The organism is Niabella aquatica, assembly GCF_054779315.1.
On the sequence record NZ_BAAGYM010000038.1, the window covers coordinates 378,842 to 398,871 of the forward strand.

Sequence of the window (20,030 nt, forward strand, 5' to 3'; positions counted from 1 at the left end):
GCCATGGTTAACGTTTTTAGATCGCTAAAAAAAAGCTGGAAGTATATACAAAGGAAGCATAAGAAATCCCCCTTAAGACGAAATATCTACAATCTTGCTAAAATAAGCCTGTTTGCAGCGCTTGCCATTTTTTTGCTGAATCTTACCGATCTGCCCCTGCAAACCCGAAACGCCTTGTTTCTTTTAATACTGGCCACAGGGCTGTGGGTTACGGAAGCTATTCCTCCGTTTGCTGTAAGCCTGCTGATAATGGGTTTTGCTGTAGCTTTTGTAGCGGATAAAAATACAGAAGGCCACTGGCAGGAATATGTGAACACCTGGGCCAGCCCTATGATGTGGCTTTTTATGGGTGGCTTTTTCCTGGCCCAGGGCGCTGCCAATACCGGGCTTGATAAGCTCTTTGCCCGGAATGTATTAAAACGCTTTGGGGAAAAGCCCGACAGGGTATTGTTCAGCGTAATGCTTATTACCTTGATTCTTTCCCTGTTTATGTCCAATACGGCAACAGCCGCACTTATGTTAATGACCGTAACTCCTTTAACCGATAAGCTGGGAAAGTCAGATCCCCTCTCCAGGTCGTTGGTTTTAGGGGTGGCTATTACGGCAGCCATTGGCGGTATGGGTACGGTTATTTCTACTCCCGCCAATCTTATTGCTGCAGGTGTCATTGAGTCTAAAGGGCTGAACATGGGTTTTTCGGAATGGCTGTATTTTGGAATACCACTCAGTGTAGGCTTTGTGTACCTGCTCTGGGTATTTCTGAAATATATGTACCGTTCAGACCGCGAGTATGTAAATATTGATGAGCTGCTGGCAGTGAATAAAGAAAAACCGCTTGATAGTGAAGGCGTTTTAAGGCAAAGCGTTGCGATTCTTACAACACTTGCCACAATTGTTCTGTGGATCTTTTCCAGCTACATCAATATACCGTTGGCAGTGATATCTTTCCTGCCTATTGTTTGCTATACCGCTACAGGTATTATTGTTGCCGAAGATATACCCAAGCTTCCCTGGGATACTTTGATACTGGTAGCCGGTAGTCTTACGCTGGGTATGGCAGTAACCAATACCGGACTGGCAGAATATTTTGTAAAATCTATTAATTTCGGATCCGCTTCGGTGCTGGTTATTTTTATTATCCTGGCTTATATCTGCAGTGTGGTATCTAATTTTATGAGCACTACAGCTGCTGCCAGCATTCTTATTCCTATCGGGGCTACGTTGTTGCCGGAGCATACCGTTGCCGTTTGTACATTAATAGCGCTGTCCGTTTCTACAGCAGTGATATTGCCCATTTCCACTCCGCCCAATGCAATGGCTTATGGAACCGGTATTTTGCACGCTTCCGACTTCAGGCCCATAGGCTTTTTGCTGGGGGGAATTGCGCCTTTAATTATAGCGGTACTGATGTTCATTATTTTTTAGAAAAATATTACGGCTGTAATTATCAGGCCCTCTCCTTCAAACAAGAGGTGCCGGCCGGCCTATTGGTGATATTACCGGAGAAGCTCCTTATTCTCCTTCCGGAGAAACGTTATTCATAGGGTTTTTATGTGTTGAACATACGAATTATATATTCATAAATAATTGTTTTTAAACAGTTTTTAACAATAACTCGGGTTTTGGGTAACATATAAATAACAAAACATTGGCTTTATAACAGTATAAATTACAATTATCTTTGTGTAACAAAACAGGCTGGAGAGCATGTTTAAGTAAAAGAGGCACAGGATCAGAAGCGTTGAATAAAAATAGTTTTTAAGTTTTTTCATATGGCAAGCAATCGTTAGAGGTCAGTCCGTTTCTACGGAAGGACCTTTTTTATTTTGAGCTTGTCTTAAAAAGGAGAAAGACGACGAGTTATCTGTAAAAACAGGCAAAAGTAAGCTTACTTCCATTTAAAGGGTTTAAAACCGGTTATAGAAACCTTCCGTTAACTTTTTCTAATTCCACTTGGTTATTTTCCAGTTGTTCGAGCAGCAAACTGCTGTCAGCATCGGCATAGTTGGCAGAGCTAAACAATGATTTGTAGTAAGCAATACCATTCAGCATGTTGTTTTTAAAAGTATTCCATTTTTTTATTTGAGAAGCGGACGGGTGTTCCTGTAATTCAGCAACGCCTTTTCTGAAATAATCGATGTACATTTTCAGCTCGTTTATAAACATATGCGGCCTGTTCTTTACAGTCAATACATTGGTATTGCCGTAAATATGCCTGGTCATGGTAGCTAAGGATACCTGTTTGTCGAAGTAGGCGAGATTGGGCCCCGGACAAATAACCACTCCCTGTGCCTGTCCTTTGATATCTATATTGTTCTCCATATAAGCGGCGTTAGCCAACCCAACGCAAAGGCAGGCTTTGTCCGTAACGGCTTTCCTTCTTTTCTGGTATTCAGTGGCTGGGATCAGGTTCTTCTCAGTTTCCAGCTCTGCCAGTTTGATGTCCTGGTATTTTTTAGATGCCGTGCAGATTCCCTGGTTTCCATATTCTTTACTTAAGGACAGGAATTTTTTAGGGCAGGCACTTCCTGCTTTATTGTCATCGATGCGCTTTTGTTTCCAAAAATCATTGCTAACGCCTTTTACAGAATTAAAAGGTACGCCCAGGGGCGAAATATTGCTTAAATAAAAAGCATCTTCCCGGGCGTTACAAAGAAGTTCGCGGGTTGCTGCATCTACCGTGGTCGCTTCCGGTACCAGTAAAAACGGGGAACCCCATCCTATGCTGTCCAGCTTATAGTGTTCCAGTAAAAATGAATGTTCTGCCGCAGTACCCACCCCGCCTTGTGCAGTGATCTTTAATGGTAACGGTGAAGTGGGTACCGGCAGACCTTTATCTTTTAAGGCGCTTGTCATTAAACGGTGAGCAGATAAGATCAGCTCTTCCTTTTTCTCCCGGAACTCTTTTAATATAGGCCCCATCAGCAATCCTTCCGTAGCAAAGGCATGACCGCCACAATTCAACCCTGATTCAATGCGGTACTCCGAAACCCAAAGCCCTTTCTTTGCTAAAAAGCTGCTCTGGATAAAGGCCGACCTGTAATCGCTTACCTTTAAAGTGATCTTCTTTTTGAGGTGGTCATTTTGATCCGGATAGAAATCCCCGAAATTTTCGAAATAGCTGTATAGCCGTGGATTCATGCCTGCAGAAAGTACAACAGATGCGTCTAAAGTACTATTGGCAAAGCCGCGAAGTGATGCATGAGCATCATTATAGATGATTGGTAATTGTTTATCATTTTCAAAATTATCCTTATCTACCTTGGTCATGATATTTACGTCGATCTTACCGGGACATAAATGCTCCTCGATATAGTTTTCAATCTGCTCCTTAAGCGTTTTGCTGTCTTTAATAAAGTTCTGAATGCATTTTTTAAATTCAGATTTGTTAGATAGCATAGCAATATAATGCTCCAATGCCTTTCTGCTTTCTGTTAATTCCTTTTTAAAAATCTGGAATTTTTTCTTTACAATGATGTCTACCATGTTCAGATACTGTGTAATTCGCTTTGCACGATAATCATGTATCTTCCGGGAAATCTCCTCATACGGTAATTCAAACTTACTGCTATAAAAAGCCCTCATCTTTTCTATTAATTCGTCGTCACAAATGGATAATACTGAGGAAATGCCGAACGGCGCTACTTTGATAGGAGTATCAATTGTATAGGCCAATCCCATAACGGGTATATGAAAGGAATGCATCGGATGCTTTGTATGTATCATGATATTTTCGGTAACTATGCGTTAAAGTGCCTGCGAATATGGGGTTTTAAATTTATAAAGTATATGATTAAAATCAAGTATCCGCATATTTATGAATATTTACATTATCCGGCTTGTGAATTCAGATGGAAAAAGTATACCTGAATGGATACTATATAACTATAAAAAATAACCTGTTTTAGGGAAGATCGGCAATTATGTGATTTTGTAGCAATAATCCCTTTTTATTCCCGTCATACTGCCCGGTGGTAAGGTAATTTGCAGCTCAAAGTCATCAAAATGACGTCTTTAATATTTTTTGCTTCAAAATAAATGAGATATGAAATCTACTTTAATGTAGACGTTAATGAGCTCTTTATAGCGTATAATTTTAAGTATTTATTGCTCTGATATGATCAGGTCATTTACTTATTCCTTACATAAAAAGGATGATTTTTATATGTGATATTCCCATTTTAGCATATTCCTGCTGTTCCGTTTCTTGTAGGCTGCAGTATAACTAAAGCTACGTTGTTAAGATAGTACAATGGTTTGGAAAAATTTCATAACCAGGTTTCTGAAGGATGATATAGGTTTGTTTTTTCATAATACCAGGTATCGTTTATAAAAAAAGTAATAATGAATGCTTTGCCACTAATAGATGTTGTTGTTATTATATTCTATCTGATAGCAATGGTATATGTAGGCTACTTTTTCTCCAGGAAAAATAAAAGTGAGGACCAGTTTACAAAAGCCTCCGGGCGTATACCGGGCTGGGCTATCGGTCTGTCTATCTACGCTACCTTTTTAAGCAGCAATACTTTTCTGGGTGTGCCGGGAAAAGCCTTTGGTTCTAACTGGAACGCATTTGCATTCAGTCTTTCCATGCCACTGGCTGCTTGGGTGGCCGCGAAATATTTTGTTCCGTTTTACCGGAGTACGGGCGAAGTTTCGGCTTATACCAACCTCGAAAAACGTTTTGGCCCCTGGGCCAGGACCTATGCGGTTGTATGTTTTATTTTAACCCAGATTGCCCGTATGGGCTCTATATTCTTTGGGCTTTCGCTCACCATTCAGGCGCTCACCGGTTATGATATGAAAATGATCATGTTTATTACAGGTGCCTGTATTATACTGTATACTGTAATGGGTGGCATCGAAGCGGTGATATGGACAGAAGTAGTGCAGGGTATTTTAAAAACTGTAGGTGCTGTATTGATTGTATACCTCGTAGTATCACATGTAGATGGTGGCTTTGGAAAGATTATCGATATTGGCATAAAGGATAACAAATTCAGCCTGGGCGACCTGGCGCCAGATTTTACGGCATCGACATTTTGGGTGGTATTGCTGTATGGATTTTTTATCAACCTGAATAACTTTGGTATGGACCAGAACTATGTGCAGCGGTATCATACGGCCACTTCACCCAGGCAGGCGGCCAAATCCATCTGGCTCTGTGTGTGGATATACATTCCCGCATCCTTTTTGTTTTTTGTTATCGGCTCCTGCCTGTATGCGTATTACCAGCTCAACCCCGAGCTGTTAGAGCCCGTTCGCATGCAGGCTGCTGTAGAGCGACTGGGAAGCAGTGCTCCTGTAGCTGAACTGAACGCGCTCGCGGCTTCGTTAAAACCCGAGGATTTTGGTGATAAAGTGATGCCTCACTTTATGGTAACCATGATACCTGCCGGTATTTTAGGTCTTATTATATCTGCTATACTGTCTGCCGGAATGAGTACCATCAGTTCGGGCATGAATGCATCTGCTACGGTGTTTGCAGAGGATGTATATAAACGTTATATAAATAACCACCTGAACAACAGGCAGGGTCTGCGCTTACTGCATACAGGCACTGTGGTATTTGGTTTGCTGGGAATGATCGCTGGTGTAATGATGATCGGTATCAAAAGCGTGCTGGATATCTGGTGGCAGCTTTCAGGCATTTTTGCAGGGGGCATGCTGGGACTGTTCCTGCTGGGGATCATTTCAAAAAGATCGGGCAATAATGCAGCCCTGACAGGGACCATTACAGGTATACTGGTAATTCTCTGGATGACCTTTTCTTACCTGATTCCCGAACAATATGCTTTCTTAAGAAATCCGCTTCATGCAAATATGATCATTGTGGTAGGCACTTTAGTGATCTTCCTGGTAGGGGTATTGTTTACAAAAAGTAAAAGCAGTGCGCCAGCCAAAAACTGATGGAACAAAATATCAATTATTTTCTTTTCAATAAAATATGCTGTACAATGGATGCAAATCAGTCAAAATATCCCCGTATTGGTATCAGGCCCATTATTGACGGGCGTTTAGGCGGTATCAGGGAGTCGCTGGAAGAAACAACAATGAATATGGCCATGGCGGTTGCAAAGCTGTATTCAGATACTTTAAAATATCCCGATGGAACACCAGTGATTTGCGTGATTGCGGATAGCTGTATCGGGGGTGTAAAAGAGGCAGCGGATTGCGCTTCAAAATTTGCCGGTTCAAATGTTGGTGTTTCACTTTCTGTTACTCCGTGCTGGTGTTATGGCTCGGAAACGATGGATATGAACCCCCAGCTTCCCAAAGCTATCTGGGGTTTTAACGGTACAGAACGACCGGGCGCTGTTTATCTGGCTGCAACCCTTGCCGCACATAATCAAAAGGGCTTGCCTGCTTTTGGCATTTATGGAAGAGAGGTGCAGGATATGGGAGATGAGGCTATACCCGGTGATGTAAAAGAAAGATTGCTGAGCTTTGCAAAAGCCGGGCTGGCCGTGGCCTTGATGAAAGGTAAATCGTACCTGGCTATTGGCTCTGTGTCGATGGGTATTGCAGGCTCTGTGGTGAATCCCGATTTCTTCCAGGAGTATCTGGGCATGCGTAATGAATACGTAGATTCCTCTGAAATACTGCGCCGTATAGAACAAAAGATCTATGATGAGGAAGAATATCAGAAAGCGATTGAATGGATAAGAAAAAATTGTAAGGAAGGTCCCGATTATAACCGCCCCGAAAAAATAAAATCAAGAGAAGACAAGGATAAAGACTGGGAGTTTGTAACAAAAATGACCCTGATATTCCGTGATATGATGGTGGGCAATCCCAGGCTGGCTCAAAAGGGATTTGCCGAAGAGGCTTTGGGGCATCATGCAATATTATCGGGCTTTCAGGGGCAAAGGCAATGGACTGATTTTTTACCCGATGGGGATTTTTCGGAAGCATTATTAAATTCTTCTTTCGACTGGAATGGAGTACGTGCCCCTTATATAGTAGCTACCGAAAACGATTGCCTGAATGGCGTTTCGATGTTGTTTAATTATCTGCTCACCAATACAGCCCAGATATTTGCTGATGTACGTACCTACTGGAGTGCAGAAGCCACAGAAAGAGTATCCGGCTGGAAACCGGAAGGTATGGCAAAAGAGGGGTTCATACACCTTATCAATTCCGGTTCAGCAACATTGGATGGTACGGGAAGACAAACCAGAGAGGGCCATCCGGTTATGAAACCTTACTGGGAGATAACAGGGGAGGAAGCCGCTGCATGCCTGGAGGCTACCACCTTTCATCCCTCTAACCGCGATTATATGCGGGGCGGAGGCTATTCCTCCACCTTTCTCACCAAAGGTGGAATGCCGGTAACCATGTGCCGGGTGAACCTTGTAAAAGGGCAGGGACCGGTGCTGCAGATCGCGGAAGGCTATACTATTGATCTCCCTGAAAACGTGCATAAGATATTAGATGAACGTACCGATAAGATATGGCCTACTACCTGGTTTGCACCCAGGCTTACAGGCAACGGGCCATTCCGGGATGTATATAGTGTGATGGCTAACTGGGGCTCTAACCACGGCGCTATCAGTTACGGACATATTGGCGCCGATCTTATTTCCCTGGCTGCCATGCTCCGTATTCCCGTATGTATGCACAACGTGGATGAAAGCAATATATTCAGGCCTTCTGCCTGGGATGCTTATGGTATGGATAAAGAAGGGGCTGATTACAGGGCCTGTATGGCTTATGGGCCATTGTATAAATGATGTGACTGTTTAAGACGAAAGCATACAAATATATTATCTCCCGGAAGATATAGAAACCACAGAATTTTTTATTTATAAGTCTGCGGTTTCTGTGAGGGCTGTTTTTATATGGCTTTGCTTCGTTGATAGTGTAAATGATGATGAAATAAAGCGATTCAGTTTTTGAAATGTATTAAAATAGTATAAAAGATGGGAGAGAAAAAAGGCTTTGTGCCCGTTATGTTAACACCGTTTCATGAAGACGGGAATATTGATTTTGGCGGATTAACCCTATTGACAAATTTTTACCTGGATGCCGGGGCAAAAGGTTTGTTTGCCAATTGTCAGTCCAGTGAAATGTTTGATCTGAGTCCTGAAGAACGTATCGGGATCATTGCTCATGTAATTAAGGTTGCAGAGGCCAAAGTGCCTGTTGTAGCAGCGGGTAATTTTGGAAATACGATCCGGGAGCAGGCAGGGTTTGTAAAGCAGGTGCATGATACTGGCGTGAGTGCCGTGATCATATTAACGGGGCTTCTGGCTAATGAGAGCGAAGGGGATGATATACTGGAACAGCGTATTAATGAGCTCCTTTCCCTTACAGGTGATATACCTTTGGGATTTTATGAGTGCCCCGTTCCTTATAAAAGAGTTTTACCGCCGCAGCTGCTGGGAAAATTAGTACAAACAGGCAGGGTTACCTATCATAAAGATACCTGCCTGGATATAGCACAGGTAAGAGAAAAGAACAGGCTTTGTGCCGGTATAAATGGTTTTGGCTTGTATGATGCTTACATGGTTCATGCTGTTGAGTCGTTAAGGTCAGGATCGGCAGGATTATCCTGTATCCAGGGTAATTACTTCCCCGAACTGGTGGTGTGGTTATGTGATCATTATAACAACGCTGCATTGCAGGAGCAGGTTCAAATGGTGCAGCAGTTCTTTATAGATGAGATGGAAGTGATGCACCGTTATTATCCGCAGTCAGCTAAATACTTTTTACAGGAAGCCGGGCTGCCTGTAGCCGCTTATGTAAGAGGTAAAAACAGCAATGAAGTGCCTGAGGCGGTAAAAAAGGCGATGGATGATCTTGCTTTAAGGTATCGCAGCATTGCTCAGATATTGAAATAATAATCTTATCTGCTGCATATATCTTTTGTGCATCAGTCCCGTTATTGCGGGACTGATTTTTTAGTGTATAGCTTTAAGTAAGATTTTATGACCATTCTGCCATCGGGAAGACAGATACCAGCACTTTCTGCTTATTTTTGCACAAACGATGTCGCAATTGAAGCATGTTACCATTAAAACGATCTCAGAAGTTACAAAACTGTCATTAACCACTGTTTCCAGGGTATTAAATGGTTCGGCAAAGAAGTACAGGATAAGCGCAGATACGCAGCGCGTGGTACTGGAAGCTGCTAAAAAACTTCACTATACTCCAAACCAGGCTGCTGTAAGCTTAAGATTGAGCCGCAGTTTTTCTATCGGGCTGGTTATTCCTACACTTTCCAACCCGTTTTTTGCTGATATAGCAAGTATTGTGAGCCGCTCGCTGAAAGCTAAAGGATATGCCGTGGTATTGATGGATTGTGATGAAAGCGAAACCATAGAGATTGAGGCTGCTAAGCTTTTGGCGGCACAGAACGTGGAAGGGGTTATTGTGATTCCTTCGGGAATGGAGAGCGCGCATATAAATATCCTGCTAAAAAGAGAGATCGCGGTTGTTTGTATTGACCGCTATTATGAGGATATACCGGTTTCTTATGTTGCCACAAACCATTATGCGGGGGCATTTAGCATGACTGAGTATCTTATTAAAGCAGGACACCGGAAAATAGCCTGTCTTCAGGGAAGCCATTCTGTTATAGCCAATAACTTGCGGGTGAAAGGATATAAAGATGCGATGGCGTTGAATAAAAAAGCAGTGGTTAAGATAGTGGGCAATAGTTTTACGCAGGAGAACGGGTATGTAGAGACAAAATTGCTGATACAGAAAAAAGAAAGGCCCAGCGCCATTTTTGCTTTAAGCGATACTATTATGTTGGGCGCCTTGAAAGCACTCGCAGAAGAAAATCTGGTAATCCCTTCTGATATTTCCCTGGTTACATTTGACAACTCTTCTTATCTTGACTTTTTAGCGTGTCCTGTGACAAGCATAGCGCAGCCTGTAAATGATATAGCTAATATTTCCATCAAATTATTGCTTGACACTATAAAGGCCCGTAGTAACGGAACAAAACTACAGCAAATGAAGCTATTGATCAATCCCAGCACAGTTTACAGGCAATCGGTGCGTGTTTTGAATTAGCGAAAGACCCCAGGCGCATTATACAAAATTTTCAAATGTTTATAGGATATTGACAATGTTGATATATTAAGATTTTGGTAATCAATCAGTTGGATTATTGATTTTAACTACAGGGGTATGCTCCTTTATTTTTTGTGATAAATATTACTAATTTGCGCTAACGTTATCGCAATTACAAAATCACTTTTTAAAATATAGCTTTTATCATGAGTAAAACGATTGTTATAATTGGCAGCTCCAATACCGATATGGTGATCCGTACACCGCGTTTTCCTGCACGCGGAGAAACGGTTATTGGTAGCGATTTTTTAATGAATGCTGGCGGGAAAGGTGCTAACCAGGCGGTTGCTGTGGCACGGCTGGGGGGAAAGGCGGTTTTCGTTTGCAGAACAGGGAATGATGTTTTTGGGGAAGATGCCGTACGGTTATTAACTAAAGAGGGCATCGATACCTCTTATATAAAAACGGAGTGCGAAGGAGCTTCAGGAGTAGCGATTATTACCGTGAATAATGCCGGAGAGAATACTATCGTTGTCGCACCAGGTAGCAATGCACAGCTAAGTGAGGCGCAAATTGACGAAGCCCGTGAACCCATTTTATCTGCAGGATATGTATTAATGCAATTGGAAATTCCCCTGAACACAGTAATGTACGCCACAAAGATTGCTTTTGAAAGCAAAGTGCCTGTAGTGCTGAATCCTGCTCCTGCTGCAGCACTTCCGGATGAACTTTACAAAATGGTTGCTATTATCACCCCCAATGAGAAAGAGGCCGCTGTGCTTACCGGCATAGCGGTTACTGACCCCGTTAGTGCCAGAAAGGCTGCAAAGGCGTTGGCCGATAAAGGAGTTGCTGTTGTTATTATTACTATGGGAAGAGAAGGTGCCTTGCTTTATGATGGGCTTACTTTTACACATATTAAGGCTCCTGTTGTAAACGCAGTAGATACTACTGCCGCAGGTGATGTATTTAACGGTGCATTGGTGGTAGCGCTGAGCGAGGGTATGGACCTTGTGGATGCGGTAACATTTGCCTGCCATGCATCCGCTGTTTCTGTAACAAAGCGTGGCGCCCAAAAATCTGTGCCTTACCGGAGTGAGCTTGATGTGTTAGCGTAAACGCTTTTTCTTAAAACTACAAATTATAAAATTGACTTGCCATGTTTATTGTAAATAGTTATGCGCTTGCCGTACTGTTTTGTTGTATCACTATGCTGTGCTGGGGCTCATGGGGCAATACACAAAAGCTGGCTGCCAGGTCCTGGCGGTATGAATTGTTTTACTGGGATTATGTTATAGGTGTACTACTGTTCTCAACAGTTGCGGCTTTCACTTTAGGCAGTATCGGAAACGAAGGCCGAAGCTTCCTGGCCGATCTGGGTCAGGCCGATAGCAGCAATATCCTTAGCGCATTTATCGGCGGTATTGTATTCAATGCTTCTAATATATTGTTGTCTGCAGCCATAGCCATAGCCGGTATGTCGGTAGCTTTTCCTGTGGGCGTAGGTATAGCATTGGTATTGGGTGTTGTTGTGAATTATATAGGGGCACAAAAAGGCGATCCTTTGTTTTTATTCCTGGGCGTAGGGCTTATTGTTGTGGCCATTGTATTGAACGCCTTAGCTTATAAATCCAAAGGTGGTGCGCAAAAAAGTTCCGCGAAAGGAATTGTGATTTCGGTTGTTGCCGGCGTGCTGATGGCTTTCTTCTACCGGTTTATAGCAGCTTCCATGGACCTGGATAATTTTCAGTCTCCGGAAGCCGGTAAAATGACCCCATATACAGCAGTATTCATTTTTTCAACCGGGATATTCGTAAGCAATTTTGCTTTTAATACGCTGCTGATGAAGAAACCATTTGTAGGGGCACCCGTTTCATACAGGGATTATTTCAAAGGTGGTTTTTCCACACATCTTACCGGGATTTTAGGGGGGCTCTTCTGGGGATTGGGTAATTCGCTCAATTTAATAGCCGCCGGCAAAGCAGGCGCTGCCATTTCTTACGGATTGGGCCAGGGTGCTACAATGGTCGCCGCACTGTGGGGGGTGTTTATATGGAAGGAGTTTAAAGACAGTGGTGTCAACGTTAAAAATAAACTTGCCTTAATGTTTCTGTTATTTGTTACGGGATTAATACTTATCATCCTTTCCGGCCGGTAACATAAACAGTATAATCATTTTTAAATAATATACTTATGAGAGTATTAACGATTACTATTTTTATTTTACTATGTGCAGATTCTAAGGCACAGCTTTTTTCCAATAATTATATGGCACAGCCTTTTGATGCGCCGAGGCTTAACGTACAAAGAGCTTCGGTATATATGCCGGGACCTACAGATTATCACTACTCACATCATCCATCAATAGCTTATTTTAACGGCAGATTTATTTGTATATTTAGTAATGGAATCGAAGGAGAGGATGAACCAGGACAAAGAGTGGCAATTTCAGCATCAACAGATTTTCTGAACTGGACTACTTCTGCTGCATTGAGAGATCTGGGTATCGCTTATGAATTAACTCCTGGAGGTTTGCTGGTAGCTAACAGCAACTTGCTTGTCGCATATTATACACAGCATGATTCGACTGCAGACTTTTCGCATCCAAACTCGAGGCTACATGCGATTAGCTCAACAGACGGTCTTAACTGGTCAACACCAATAGATTTTGGCATCTCAATTTTTCCCTGTCATCGCCCCAGCATTTTATCATCGGGCAGGCTACTGTTGACCGGTAATAGAAATTTCTATTACAGCGATGATCCTACAGGACTTTCGGGCTGGACATTGGCAACAAATTCGCCCTTTCTGCCTGGGCAGTCCGCAAGTCTGGTAGAAGGTGCTATCTTGGAGCATAATGATAGCATTTATACACTTTTCAGAGATGCCGGCAAAAGGTGGATGTGGCAGGAATCAAGTAAGAACGGATCGGCCTGGTCGAGCCCCATTAAGTCTGCGTTTACAAATGATGATACTAAGGCACACTTTGGAAAGCTCCCAAATGGGAAATATTACTATGTAGGTACACCCGATACGCTGGCCTTTGGCAATCGTACGCCACTTGTTCTTTCTACTTCGCATGATGGCTTTAATTTTAATAAGAACTACATTATCGCCAACGATTTTTATCAAATACAATATAGCTCCGGCCGCGCCAAGGGTGGACAGTTTGGTTATCCTTATTCTATCATAAAGGACGATACCATGTATGTTGTTGTTTCAAGACGTAAAGAAAAAATTGAAGTTATAAGGTTTGCTTTATCTCAGTTAGATAGTAGTGTAGGAATGCAAGAAAGAGATCTTTCTTTAAGCCCCCAGCTGGACGGGACTAAGCTACCGTTAGACGCTGGCTGGCTGGAGGGCTTGATTAGTGACCCTGCGTCAGGAACACTTACAACTAACGGAGAGATCCGCATTAATTGTACTTCAGGACAATCCTACACCTTTCAGGCAACACCTTCCAGCCCTGCTGTTTTTAATCCTTCAGGAGATTATACCATAGAATTCCGTTTACGCGTAACACAAAATAATGGTCGTGGCATAGATATCTATACACGTGATGGGATATCGGCTCATACATTGCTTTGTATAGATACAAATAGAGTTTTTCTAAATGGGGGCAGCGCTTTTTACTATCTTGATGCAACCCAGTATCATACTTATAGGTTGGCAGTAAAACGCAGTGAAAAGCAGATGTATCTTTTTATTGATGGGAATTTTATTCGTACTATTAATCGTAGCGATAATCTGAATTCTGTTCAGCTTTTGTTCGGAAAGTCTAATGCAGCAGCAACAACAGAGGCCTATCTTGATTATTTATCTTATGATCTTACAGGCGCTTATCAGCCTTTGAATGCTAGTTTACCTGTTGAGTTTGGAAGCCTGGCGGCCGATATGTCTCAAAACCAGATAAATGTTCGCTGGGAAACTTTGACAGAGCAAAACTGCGCTTACTATGATATAGAATTATCTCAGGACGGTCGGAATTTTAAAAAGGCAGGCAGGGTGATCAGTAAAGCAGAAAATGGTTTTTCCGGTGTTAAGCTGAATTATGAGCTTATACTCCCGCTGAACAATATTCCGGCATTGTCGCTTTCCCTGTTAGGTTTTTCAGTGGCTGTAAGTTTTATATTCAAACGAAGAAAGATGCTGATGCTGCTATCGGTGCTATTGGTATGGAGTATGGTTCCTTTTTCCTGCCGGAAGAATATAGCGCCGGACATAGGGGATCGTGCAAAACTATACCTGCGAATGGTGCAGGTAGATAAAGATGGCACATCAAAAATATCTAAAACAGTGGTGGTAGTAAATAAATAAAAGTAAAAACAAAGCAAGTTATATGAAAAGAGATTATTTATTCATGCTCCTGGTGTTGATTTTGCATGGAACAGGTGCTTATGCGCAAACAGATGTAGTACGCTTAAAAGGTACAGTTACCAATCATTTGGGAGAAGTGCTGGCCAGGGCTACGGTTACAGTAAAAGATGGGGCTGTTTCTGCTGTTGCAGATAACAATGGCGCTTATTCTATCAGTGTGCAGCGTACAGATACGCTGATCTTTTCAGCGACGGGTTACCAGGAAAAAACCCTGCCGGTTATGGCCGGTGGCGTAATGGATGTTACCCTGCTTCCGGCCGATACAAAACTGGATGAGGTAGTGGTAATAGGTTATGGAAAGCAATCGAGAAAATTTGTAACCGGTGCCGTTACCAAAGCCGAAATTGTGAAGGATATACCCAATACAAGTATCACACAATCTCTTCGCGGAAGAGTGGCCGGTGTTCAGTTTACCGATAACGGCAGGCCGGGACAGAATGGAACGATATTGATCCGTGGCCCCAGATCGTTAAGCGCAGGGAATAACCCGCTTATTGTTGTAGATGGGATTATTTACAATGGGGTGCTGTCAGATATTAACCCGAATGATATTGAGTCGCTGGAGATCCTGAAAGATGCAAGCTCCTCGGCCATTTATGGATCACGGGCTGCAAATGGGGTTATATTGATCACTTCGAGGAAAGGTGTGTCGGAAAAGCCTGCCATTAACGTTAATACTTTTACCAGTACTTCTTCTCCCGCGTATAAAATTAAATTGCTGAGCCCCGAACGGTATGTTCAGAAAATATTAGATGCGAGGAGAGAGCTGGGACAGGAAGCAGATCCTGCAAAAGTAGCCAGCTATATGGCTCCTAACGAGGCGGAAAACTACCTGGCCGGCAGAACGGTAGACCCTTATGATATCGCTACCCAGAAAGATGCGGGCATCCGGTCAATTGACATCAATATGGCCGGTAAAACCCAAAGGACCAATTATTTTATATCTGCTTCATTTGCCGATGAAAAAGGGATTATTTTAAATGATCGCCAGAAGCGCACTACTTTCCGGATCAATCTTGAAAATAAAATTACCAGCTGGCTTACTGCCGGTACCCATACCATGTATGGAAGGAGGGATTTTTCTGGCGTATTGCCTAACCTGGATTATTTTTACCAGTTAAGCCCTTATGCCACCATTTATAAAGAAGACGGCTCACCGCGCCAGTTTGTTGTGGATGGAGAAAATGTAGCAGGTAATCCAATGTACAACCCTTATTACAGGTCTAACCAGCGGGTGCAGAATAATTTGTTTGCAAATTTTTATGCGGTGCTGCAGGCGCCCTTTTTAAAAGGGCTGTCGTACCGCATCAATGCCAGTCCTAATATAAGATGGGTGAATGCTTACGATGCTGTCAGGCAGGATACCAGCCTGGCTAACAATACCAGGTCAGCCAGTAAATCGGTCACCAATTATTATGATTGGATGATTGAGAATATCCTGAATTATAATAAACAGATCAATGCAGCCCACCACATAGATGTCACACTCCTTTATTCCCGTAATTCCCAGTTCTCAGAAGCTACAGGGGCTAATGCCTCGTTAATGTCTACCGATGTTTTAGGATGGAACAACCTGGGGCTGGGTGAAACGCAGACTGTATCGTCTTCAGCATCAAGGATCCAGGGTGTATCCTATATGGGGCGGTTAAATTACCGGTTGCTGGGCCGCTATTTGGCTACGTTTACGATCCGCAGAGATGGCAGTTCCGTATTCTCAGAAAATCACAAATATGCAACATTGCCTTCCGCGGCATTAAGCTGGATCGTTTCCGAGGAAAGCTTTTTAAAGAACAGTCCGTTTGTTAGCCTGTTAAAATTAAGAGCATCCTATGGTGCGGTAGGCAACCAGGCGATAAGCGCTTATCAATCCCTGAGCCGGATAGGAACACAACGATATGTTTTTGGTGATGGCGGAACCACCAGCCTGGCATATTATCCCGGCAATATGTCGAATAATAATTTGAAATGGGAAACTACTTACAGCTCTAATATCGGCCTCGATTTCGAGCTGTTAAAAGGCAGGATCGGAGGTGCGGTTGAGTATTATTATATGAAAACGAAAGACCTGCTGGTTACAAGAGATCTGCCCAGGATGACGGGCTTTACCAGTGTATGGACCAACCTGGGCCAGGTAGATAACAGCGGTATAGAAATAACGCTGAACACAACCAACATACGCTCCAGGAATTTTGAATGGAGATCATCGTTTACGTTTTCCAGTAATAAGAACAGGATCGTGCACCTGTATGGATCGGATACCAATGGTGATGGAAAGGAAGATGACGATATAGGGAATAAGTGGTTTATTGGTCAACCCATTTATTCATACTTCGATTATGTTTTCGACGGAATCTACCAGGAAGGCGATACCGATATTCCGGCAGGATATAAGCCCGGGTATGTGAGAATTAAGGATGTGAACGGGGATGGCGCTATTACCGCAGAAGACAGAACCATCATAGGCCAGGGGCAACAGCCAAAAGTAAGATGGGGCTTGCTGAACGAATTTGCTTATAAAGGGCTTACGCTATCGGTGTTTTTAAATGCTATGCAGGGGTGGATCTCTGATTTTGGATTAATAGGAAGGGGTCCCGTGGAACGTTCACTGAATTTTATCGACTATGGCTGGTGGACACCCGAAAATAAATCGCAAACACGCCCTTCCCTGTTTCATGAAAACAAATATGGCCACAATTACTATTTAAGCAGAGATTTTGTAAGGATACAGGACGTTGCCCTTACCTATAACTTTCCTAAAGCCATGTTAGACAGGCTTAGAATATCGAATTTGAAGTTGATTGTATCTGGTAAAAACCTGCACACTTTCACTAAATGGATAGGAGCTGATCCTGAAAGCGGAGAAACGGCAAGAACCAGCTTATACCCGATGCCACGAACTGTATCTGTTGGCCTTAATCTTGGATTTTAAAAATAAACGAGTTAAACTGATGAATATGAAAAGTTATATTACTATCTGTATAGGATGTTTATTACTCTTTTCCTGTAATAAAGATGCCTTTTTGAAAGAAACGCCATTATCGAACCTGAGCCCTGAAAACGTTTTAAAGGATTTTAGCGGTTACGAAAATTTAATTACGTCTTTACATTACTACACAAGAGACGAGCTCACCGGAGACGATGTATACCGCTATTTTGATATGTTTACCGGAACAGATCTCTGCACTTCAGGCCAGCTGGCAGTAACCCAATTTGTAAATTACGAAACCTATTTAACTCCTGCTACAGCCGCTGCATCGAGAACCTATAACTGGTGCTATACTTCTATTTTACCCTATGCAAACCTGATTATTGAGGAGGCTTCCAAGCCCGAAAATGCATCGGCTTTTGCATCAGAGGCGCAAAAAAGTGCAGTAATTGCCGAAGCTAAATTTTTCAGGGCTTATGGCCATAATATACTGGCCAATCTTTATGGTGATATTTGTATAATGGACCGGTTTTATAAAGAACCTAAAACTGATTTTGTAAGGTCGCCGCGTAAAGATGCTTATAAACTGATTGCGGAAGACCTGGAGTTTGCTTCAAAATGGCTACCGGTAACAGTTGCTAAAAATAAAGAAGGCCGTATAGTAAAAGGCGCTGCCGATCATTTGCTGGCTGAGGCTTACATAAGTCTTGGCGAATATGATAAGGCCATTGAGGCAGCAAACAGGGTCATTAATTCAGGTACTTACCGGCTGATGACAGAAAGATTTGGTGTAGATAAGAACAAGCCGGGCGATGTGTTTTCAGACCTGTTCATACAGGGAAATCAAAACAGGAGCACCGGGAATATGGAATCTATCTGGGTTTGGCAGTTTGAAGAATATACGCCTGGCGGTGGCGGAAGCCTGAATGGCAATCACCAGCCCAGGGGTTGGATGCCTTTCATGGTGCAGTTCACAGACCCTGCGGGAAAATTAGGTTTTTCATTAAATAAAGATAGTTTGCTTCGCGGGGTGGCTGTAATGAGACCCAATCCTTATTTCCTGTATGATCTGTGGTTAAGCGATTGGGACAATGATATGAGGAACTCCAGGTATAATATAAAAAGAGAGTTCTGGTATAATAACCCTGCTTCAGCTTATTTCGGTAAAAAGGTAGAAGCCAGGACAACGCCACTGGATACTATGCAGCGCCTTTATCCTTATGTAAGGAAAGTAGAAGGTAAGGCCTGGCAAAACGATATAAATAACGGGAGAAGCGGCAAGGATATGATCATATACCGTTTGGCCGAAACGTATTTGCTAAGGGCAGAAGCGTACCTGAGAAAGGGAGATAAAGCAAATGCTGCTGCGAGTATTAATGTAGTACGGGAACGGGCACATGCCAAACCGGTATTGCCGGCAGATGTTACGTTAGATTATATCCTGGATGAGCGGGGCCGTGAGTTAATGGCAGAAGAACCCAGGAAGCGTACACTATGCAGGATGGGTATGTTGGCAGAAAGAGTAAAGAAATATAACATGAAACCTGAAACCCGTAACAGCGTTTCCGAAAAGCATAATTTATATCCTATTCCCCAGGGCGCTATTGATGCTAATTTCTCCGTTAAGCTGGAACAGAACCTTGGCTATTAAAATCCAATATTTATGAAGTTTACAACAATCATTATTTTATTTTTCTTTACGTCTTTGGTGCAGGCCCAGCAAAAAGCCGTGCTAAAGCAGGAGTTTTTATTTGATAAAGCGCCATTTAAAGAATGTCATGCTTCAACAATAGCGTACACGCCTGCAGGTTTGGTTATTGCTTATTTTGGCGGCACCAAAGAACAGAACCCTGATGTGGAAATATGGGTGCAAAGAAGGGTGAACAATCGTTGGACCGCACCCGTGTCTGTGGCCAACGGGATACAGCATACCAAGAAAAGGTACCCCTGCTGGAACCCGGTTTTATACCAGGTTCCCGGTGGGCCGTTGTTGCTTTTTTATAAAGTAGGACCAAGCCCGCAAACATGGTGGGGTGAGCTGATCACCTCAAAGGATAATGGTAAAAGCTGGTCTGCACCGCGGCGCCTTCCGGAAGATATCCTGGGTCCCATCAAAAATAAACCTGTTTTATTAAAAGATGGTACGTTGTTATGTCCTTCAAGTACCGAAGTGACTTCCGGTAATGGATGGCGTATGCATTTTGAGATGACGAAAGATTGGGGTAAAACATGGAGCATTACCGAAAAAATCGATACAGCATCCGCAATCAATGCCATTCAGCCCAGTGTGCTGTTTCATAAAGGCGGCCGGTTACAATTGCTTGCCAGGAGCAAAGATGATGGCGTAGTAAGCAGCTGGTCCGATGATAACGGTGTATCGTGGTCAAAGTTAGAAAAAGAGGTTTTGCCCAATCCTAATTCGGGAACAGATGCTGTTACACTTAGAAACGGAACACAGCTGTTGATTTATAATCATGTAGGAAAAACAGGAAACCAATGGGGTGGCAAACGTTCGCCCCTGAATCTTGCTATAAGCAAAGATGGTGTAAACTGGAAAAACGTGCTTACACTTGAAAGTGAAAATGGAGAGTTCTCTTATCCTGCCATTATCCAGGGTAAAGACGGGTTGGTATATATCTCCTATACCTGGAACAGGAAGAATATTAAGTTTGCGATTGTTGATCCTGCTAAATTGTAAAAAGAT

The 20,030-nt window shown here is 42.8% G+C and carries 12 protein-coding genes; 11 read left to right on the forward strand and 1 reads right to left on the reverse strand.

Translation table 11 applies throughout. The features are described 5' to 3' along the window. Nucleotides 1–3: 3 nt before the first annotated feature. Complete coding sequence (locus ACYVBM_RS21315; protein WP_460687724.1) at nt 4–1,425, forward strand: SLC13 family permease; 1,422 nt, start codon at nt 4–6, stop codon at nt 1,423–1,425. 492 nt (nt 1,426–1,917) lie between these two features. Here the strand turns inward: ACYVBM_RS21315 and ACYVBM_RS21320 are convergent, their stop codons facing one another. Further along, nucleotides 1,918–3,726, reverse strand: coding sequence for a hypothetical protein (locus ACYVBM_RS21320; RefSeq protein ID WP_460687725.1), 1,809 nt, complete (start codon nt 3,724–3,726; stop codon nt 1,918–1,920). Nucleotides 3,727–4,344: 618 nt separating this feature from the next. Here ACYVBM_RS21320 and ACYVBM_RS21325 point away from each other — a divergent pair. From ACYVBM_RS21325 to ACYVBM_RS21370, 10 genes are all read left to right on the forward strand, one after another. After that, on the forward strand, nt 4,345–5,910 hold the full coding sequence (locus ACYVBM_RS21325) for a sodium:solute symporter family protein (protein WP_460687726.1): 1,566 nt from the start codon (nt 4,345–4,347) through the stop codon (nt 5,908–5,910). Nucleotides 5,911–5,957: 47 nt separating this feature from the next. Then, nucleotides 5,958–7,733: an L-fucose isomerase gene (locus ACYVBM_RS21330; RefSeq protein ID WP_460687727.1), complete on the forward strand. Its 1,776-nt coding sequence runs from the start codon at nt 5,958–5,960 to the stop codon at nt 7,731–7,733. A 189-nt stretch (nt 7,734–7,922) separates the two neighbouring features. Further along, the gene (locus ACYVBM_RS21335) at nt 7,923–8,843 is read left to right on the forward strand and encodes a dihydrodipicolinate synthase family protein (protein WP_460687728.1); all 921 of its coding nucleotides are present in this window, start codon (nt 7,923–7,925) and stop codon (nt 8,841–8,843) included. A gap of 148 nt (nt 8,844–8,991) precedes the next feature. Continuing rightward, nucleotides 8,992–10,023, forward strand: coding sequence for a LacI family DNA-binding transcriptional regulator (locus tag ACYVBM_RS21340; protein ID WP_460687729.1), 1,032 nt, complete (start codon nt 8,992–8,994; stop codon nt 10,021–10,023). Between the two features lie 206 nt (nt 10,024–10,229). Beyond that, nucleotides 10,230–11,141, forward strand: coding sequence for a ribokinase (gene rbsK, locus ACYVBM_RS21345; RefSeq protein ID WP_460687730.1), 912 nt, complete (start codon nt 10,230–10,232; stop codon nt 11,139–11,141). A 41-nt stretch (nt 11,142–11,182) separates the two neighbouring features. Continuing rightward, nucleotides 11,183–12,181 carry a GRP family sugar transporter gene (locus ACYVBM_RS21350; protein ID WP_460687731.1) on the forward strand — a complete coding sequence of 333 codons (999 nt, stop codon included), beginning with the start codon at nt 11,183–11,185 and terminating at the stop codon, nt 12,179–12,181. Between the two features lie 35 nt (nt 12,182–12,216). Then, complete coding sequence (locus ACYVBM_RS21355) at nt 12,217–14,340, forward strand: exo-alpha-sialidase (protein WP_460687732.1); 2,124 nt, start codon at nt 12,217–12,219, stop codon at nt 14,338–14,340. 22 nt (nt 14,341–14,362) lie between these two features. After that, nucleotides 14,363–17,329 carry a SusC/RagA family TonB-linked outer membrane protein gene (locus ACYVBM_RS21360; protein ID WP_460687733.1) on the forward strand — a complete coding sequence of 989 codons (2,967 nt, stop codon included), beginning with the start codon at nt 14,363–14,365 and terminating at the stop codon, nt 17,327–17,329. Between the two features lie 25 nt (nt 17,330–17,354). Continuing rightward, nucleotides 17,355–18,977: a RagB/SusD family nutrient uptake outer membrane protein gene (locus ACYVBM_RS21365; RefSeq protein ID WP_460687734.1), complete on the forward strand. Its 1,623-nt coding sequence runs from the start codon at nt 17,355–17,357 to the stop codon at nt 18,975–18,977. 12 nt (nt 18,978–18,989) lie between these two features. Then, nucleotides 18,990–20,024, forward strand: a complete 1,035-nt coding sequence (locus ACYVBM_RS21370; RefSeq protein WP_460687735.1) for a sialidase family protein — start codon at nt 18,990–18,992, stop codon at nt 20,022–20,024. Nucleotides 20,025–20,030: the final 6 nt, after the last annotated feature.

Excerpts from the sequence above, each read along its gene's own strand:
- ACYVBM_RS21340 (WP_460687729.1), top strand. The coding sequence starts at position 8,992 with ATGTCGCAATTGAAGCATGTTACCATTAAAACGATCTCAGAAGTTACA.
- ACYVBM_RS21315 (WP_460687724.1), top strand. The coding sequence starts at position 4 with ATGGTTAACGTTTTTAGATCGCTAAAAAAAAGCTGGAAGTATATACAA.
- ACYVBM_RS21335 (WP_460687728.1), top strand. The coding sequence starts at position 7,923 with ATGGGAGAGAAAAAAGGCTTTGTGCCCGTTATGTTAACACCGTTTCAT.
- ACYVBM_RS21330 (WP_460687727.1), top strand. The coding sequence starts at position 5,958 with ATGGATGCAAATCAGTCAAAATATCCCCGTATTGGTATCAGGCCCATT.
- ACYVBM_RS21360 (WP_460687733.1), top strand. The coding sequence starts at position 14,363 with ATGAAAAGAGATTATTTATTCATGCTCCTGGTGTTGATTTTGCATGGA.
- ACYVBM_RS21325 (WP_460687726.1), top strand. The coding sequence starts at position 4,345 with ATGAATGCTTTGCCACTAATAGATGTTGTTGTTATTATATTCTATCTG.
- ACYVBM_RS21365 (WP_460687734.1), top strand. The coding sequence starts at position 17,355 with ATGAAAAGTTATATTACTATCTGTATAGGATGTTTATTACTCTTTTCC.
- ACYVBM_RS21320 (WP_460687725.1), bottom strand. The coding sequence starts at position 3,726 with ATGATACATACAAAGCATCCGATGCATTCCTTTCATATACCCGTTATG.
- rbsK (WP_460687730.1), top strand. The coding sequence starts at position 10,230 with ATGAGTAAAACGATTGTTATAATTGGCAGCTCCAATACCGATATGGTG.
- ACYVBM_RS21370 (WP_460687735.1), top strand. The coding sequence starts at position 18,990 with ATGAAGTTTACAACAATCATTATTTTATTTTTCTTTACGTCTTTGGTG.
- ACYVBM_RS21350 (WP_460687731.1), top strand. The coding sequence starts at position 11,183 with ATGTTTATTGTAAATAGTTATGCGCTTGCCGTACTGTTTTGTTGTATC.
- ACYVBM_RS21355 (WP_460687732.1), top strand. The coding sequence starts at position 12,217 with ATGAGAGTATTAACGATTACTATTTTTATTTTACTATGTGCAGATTCT.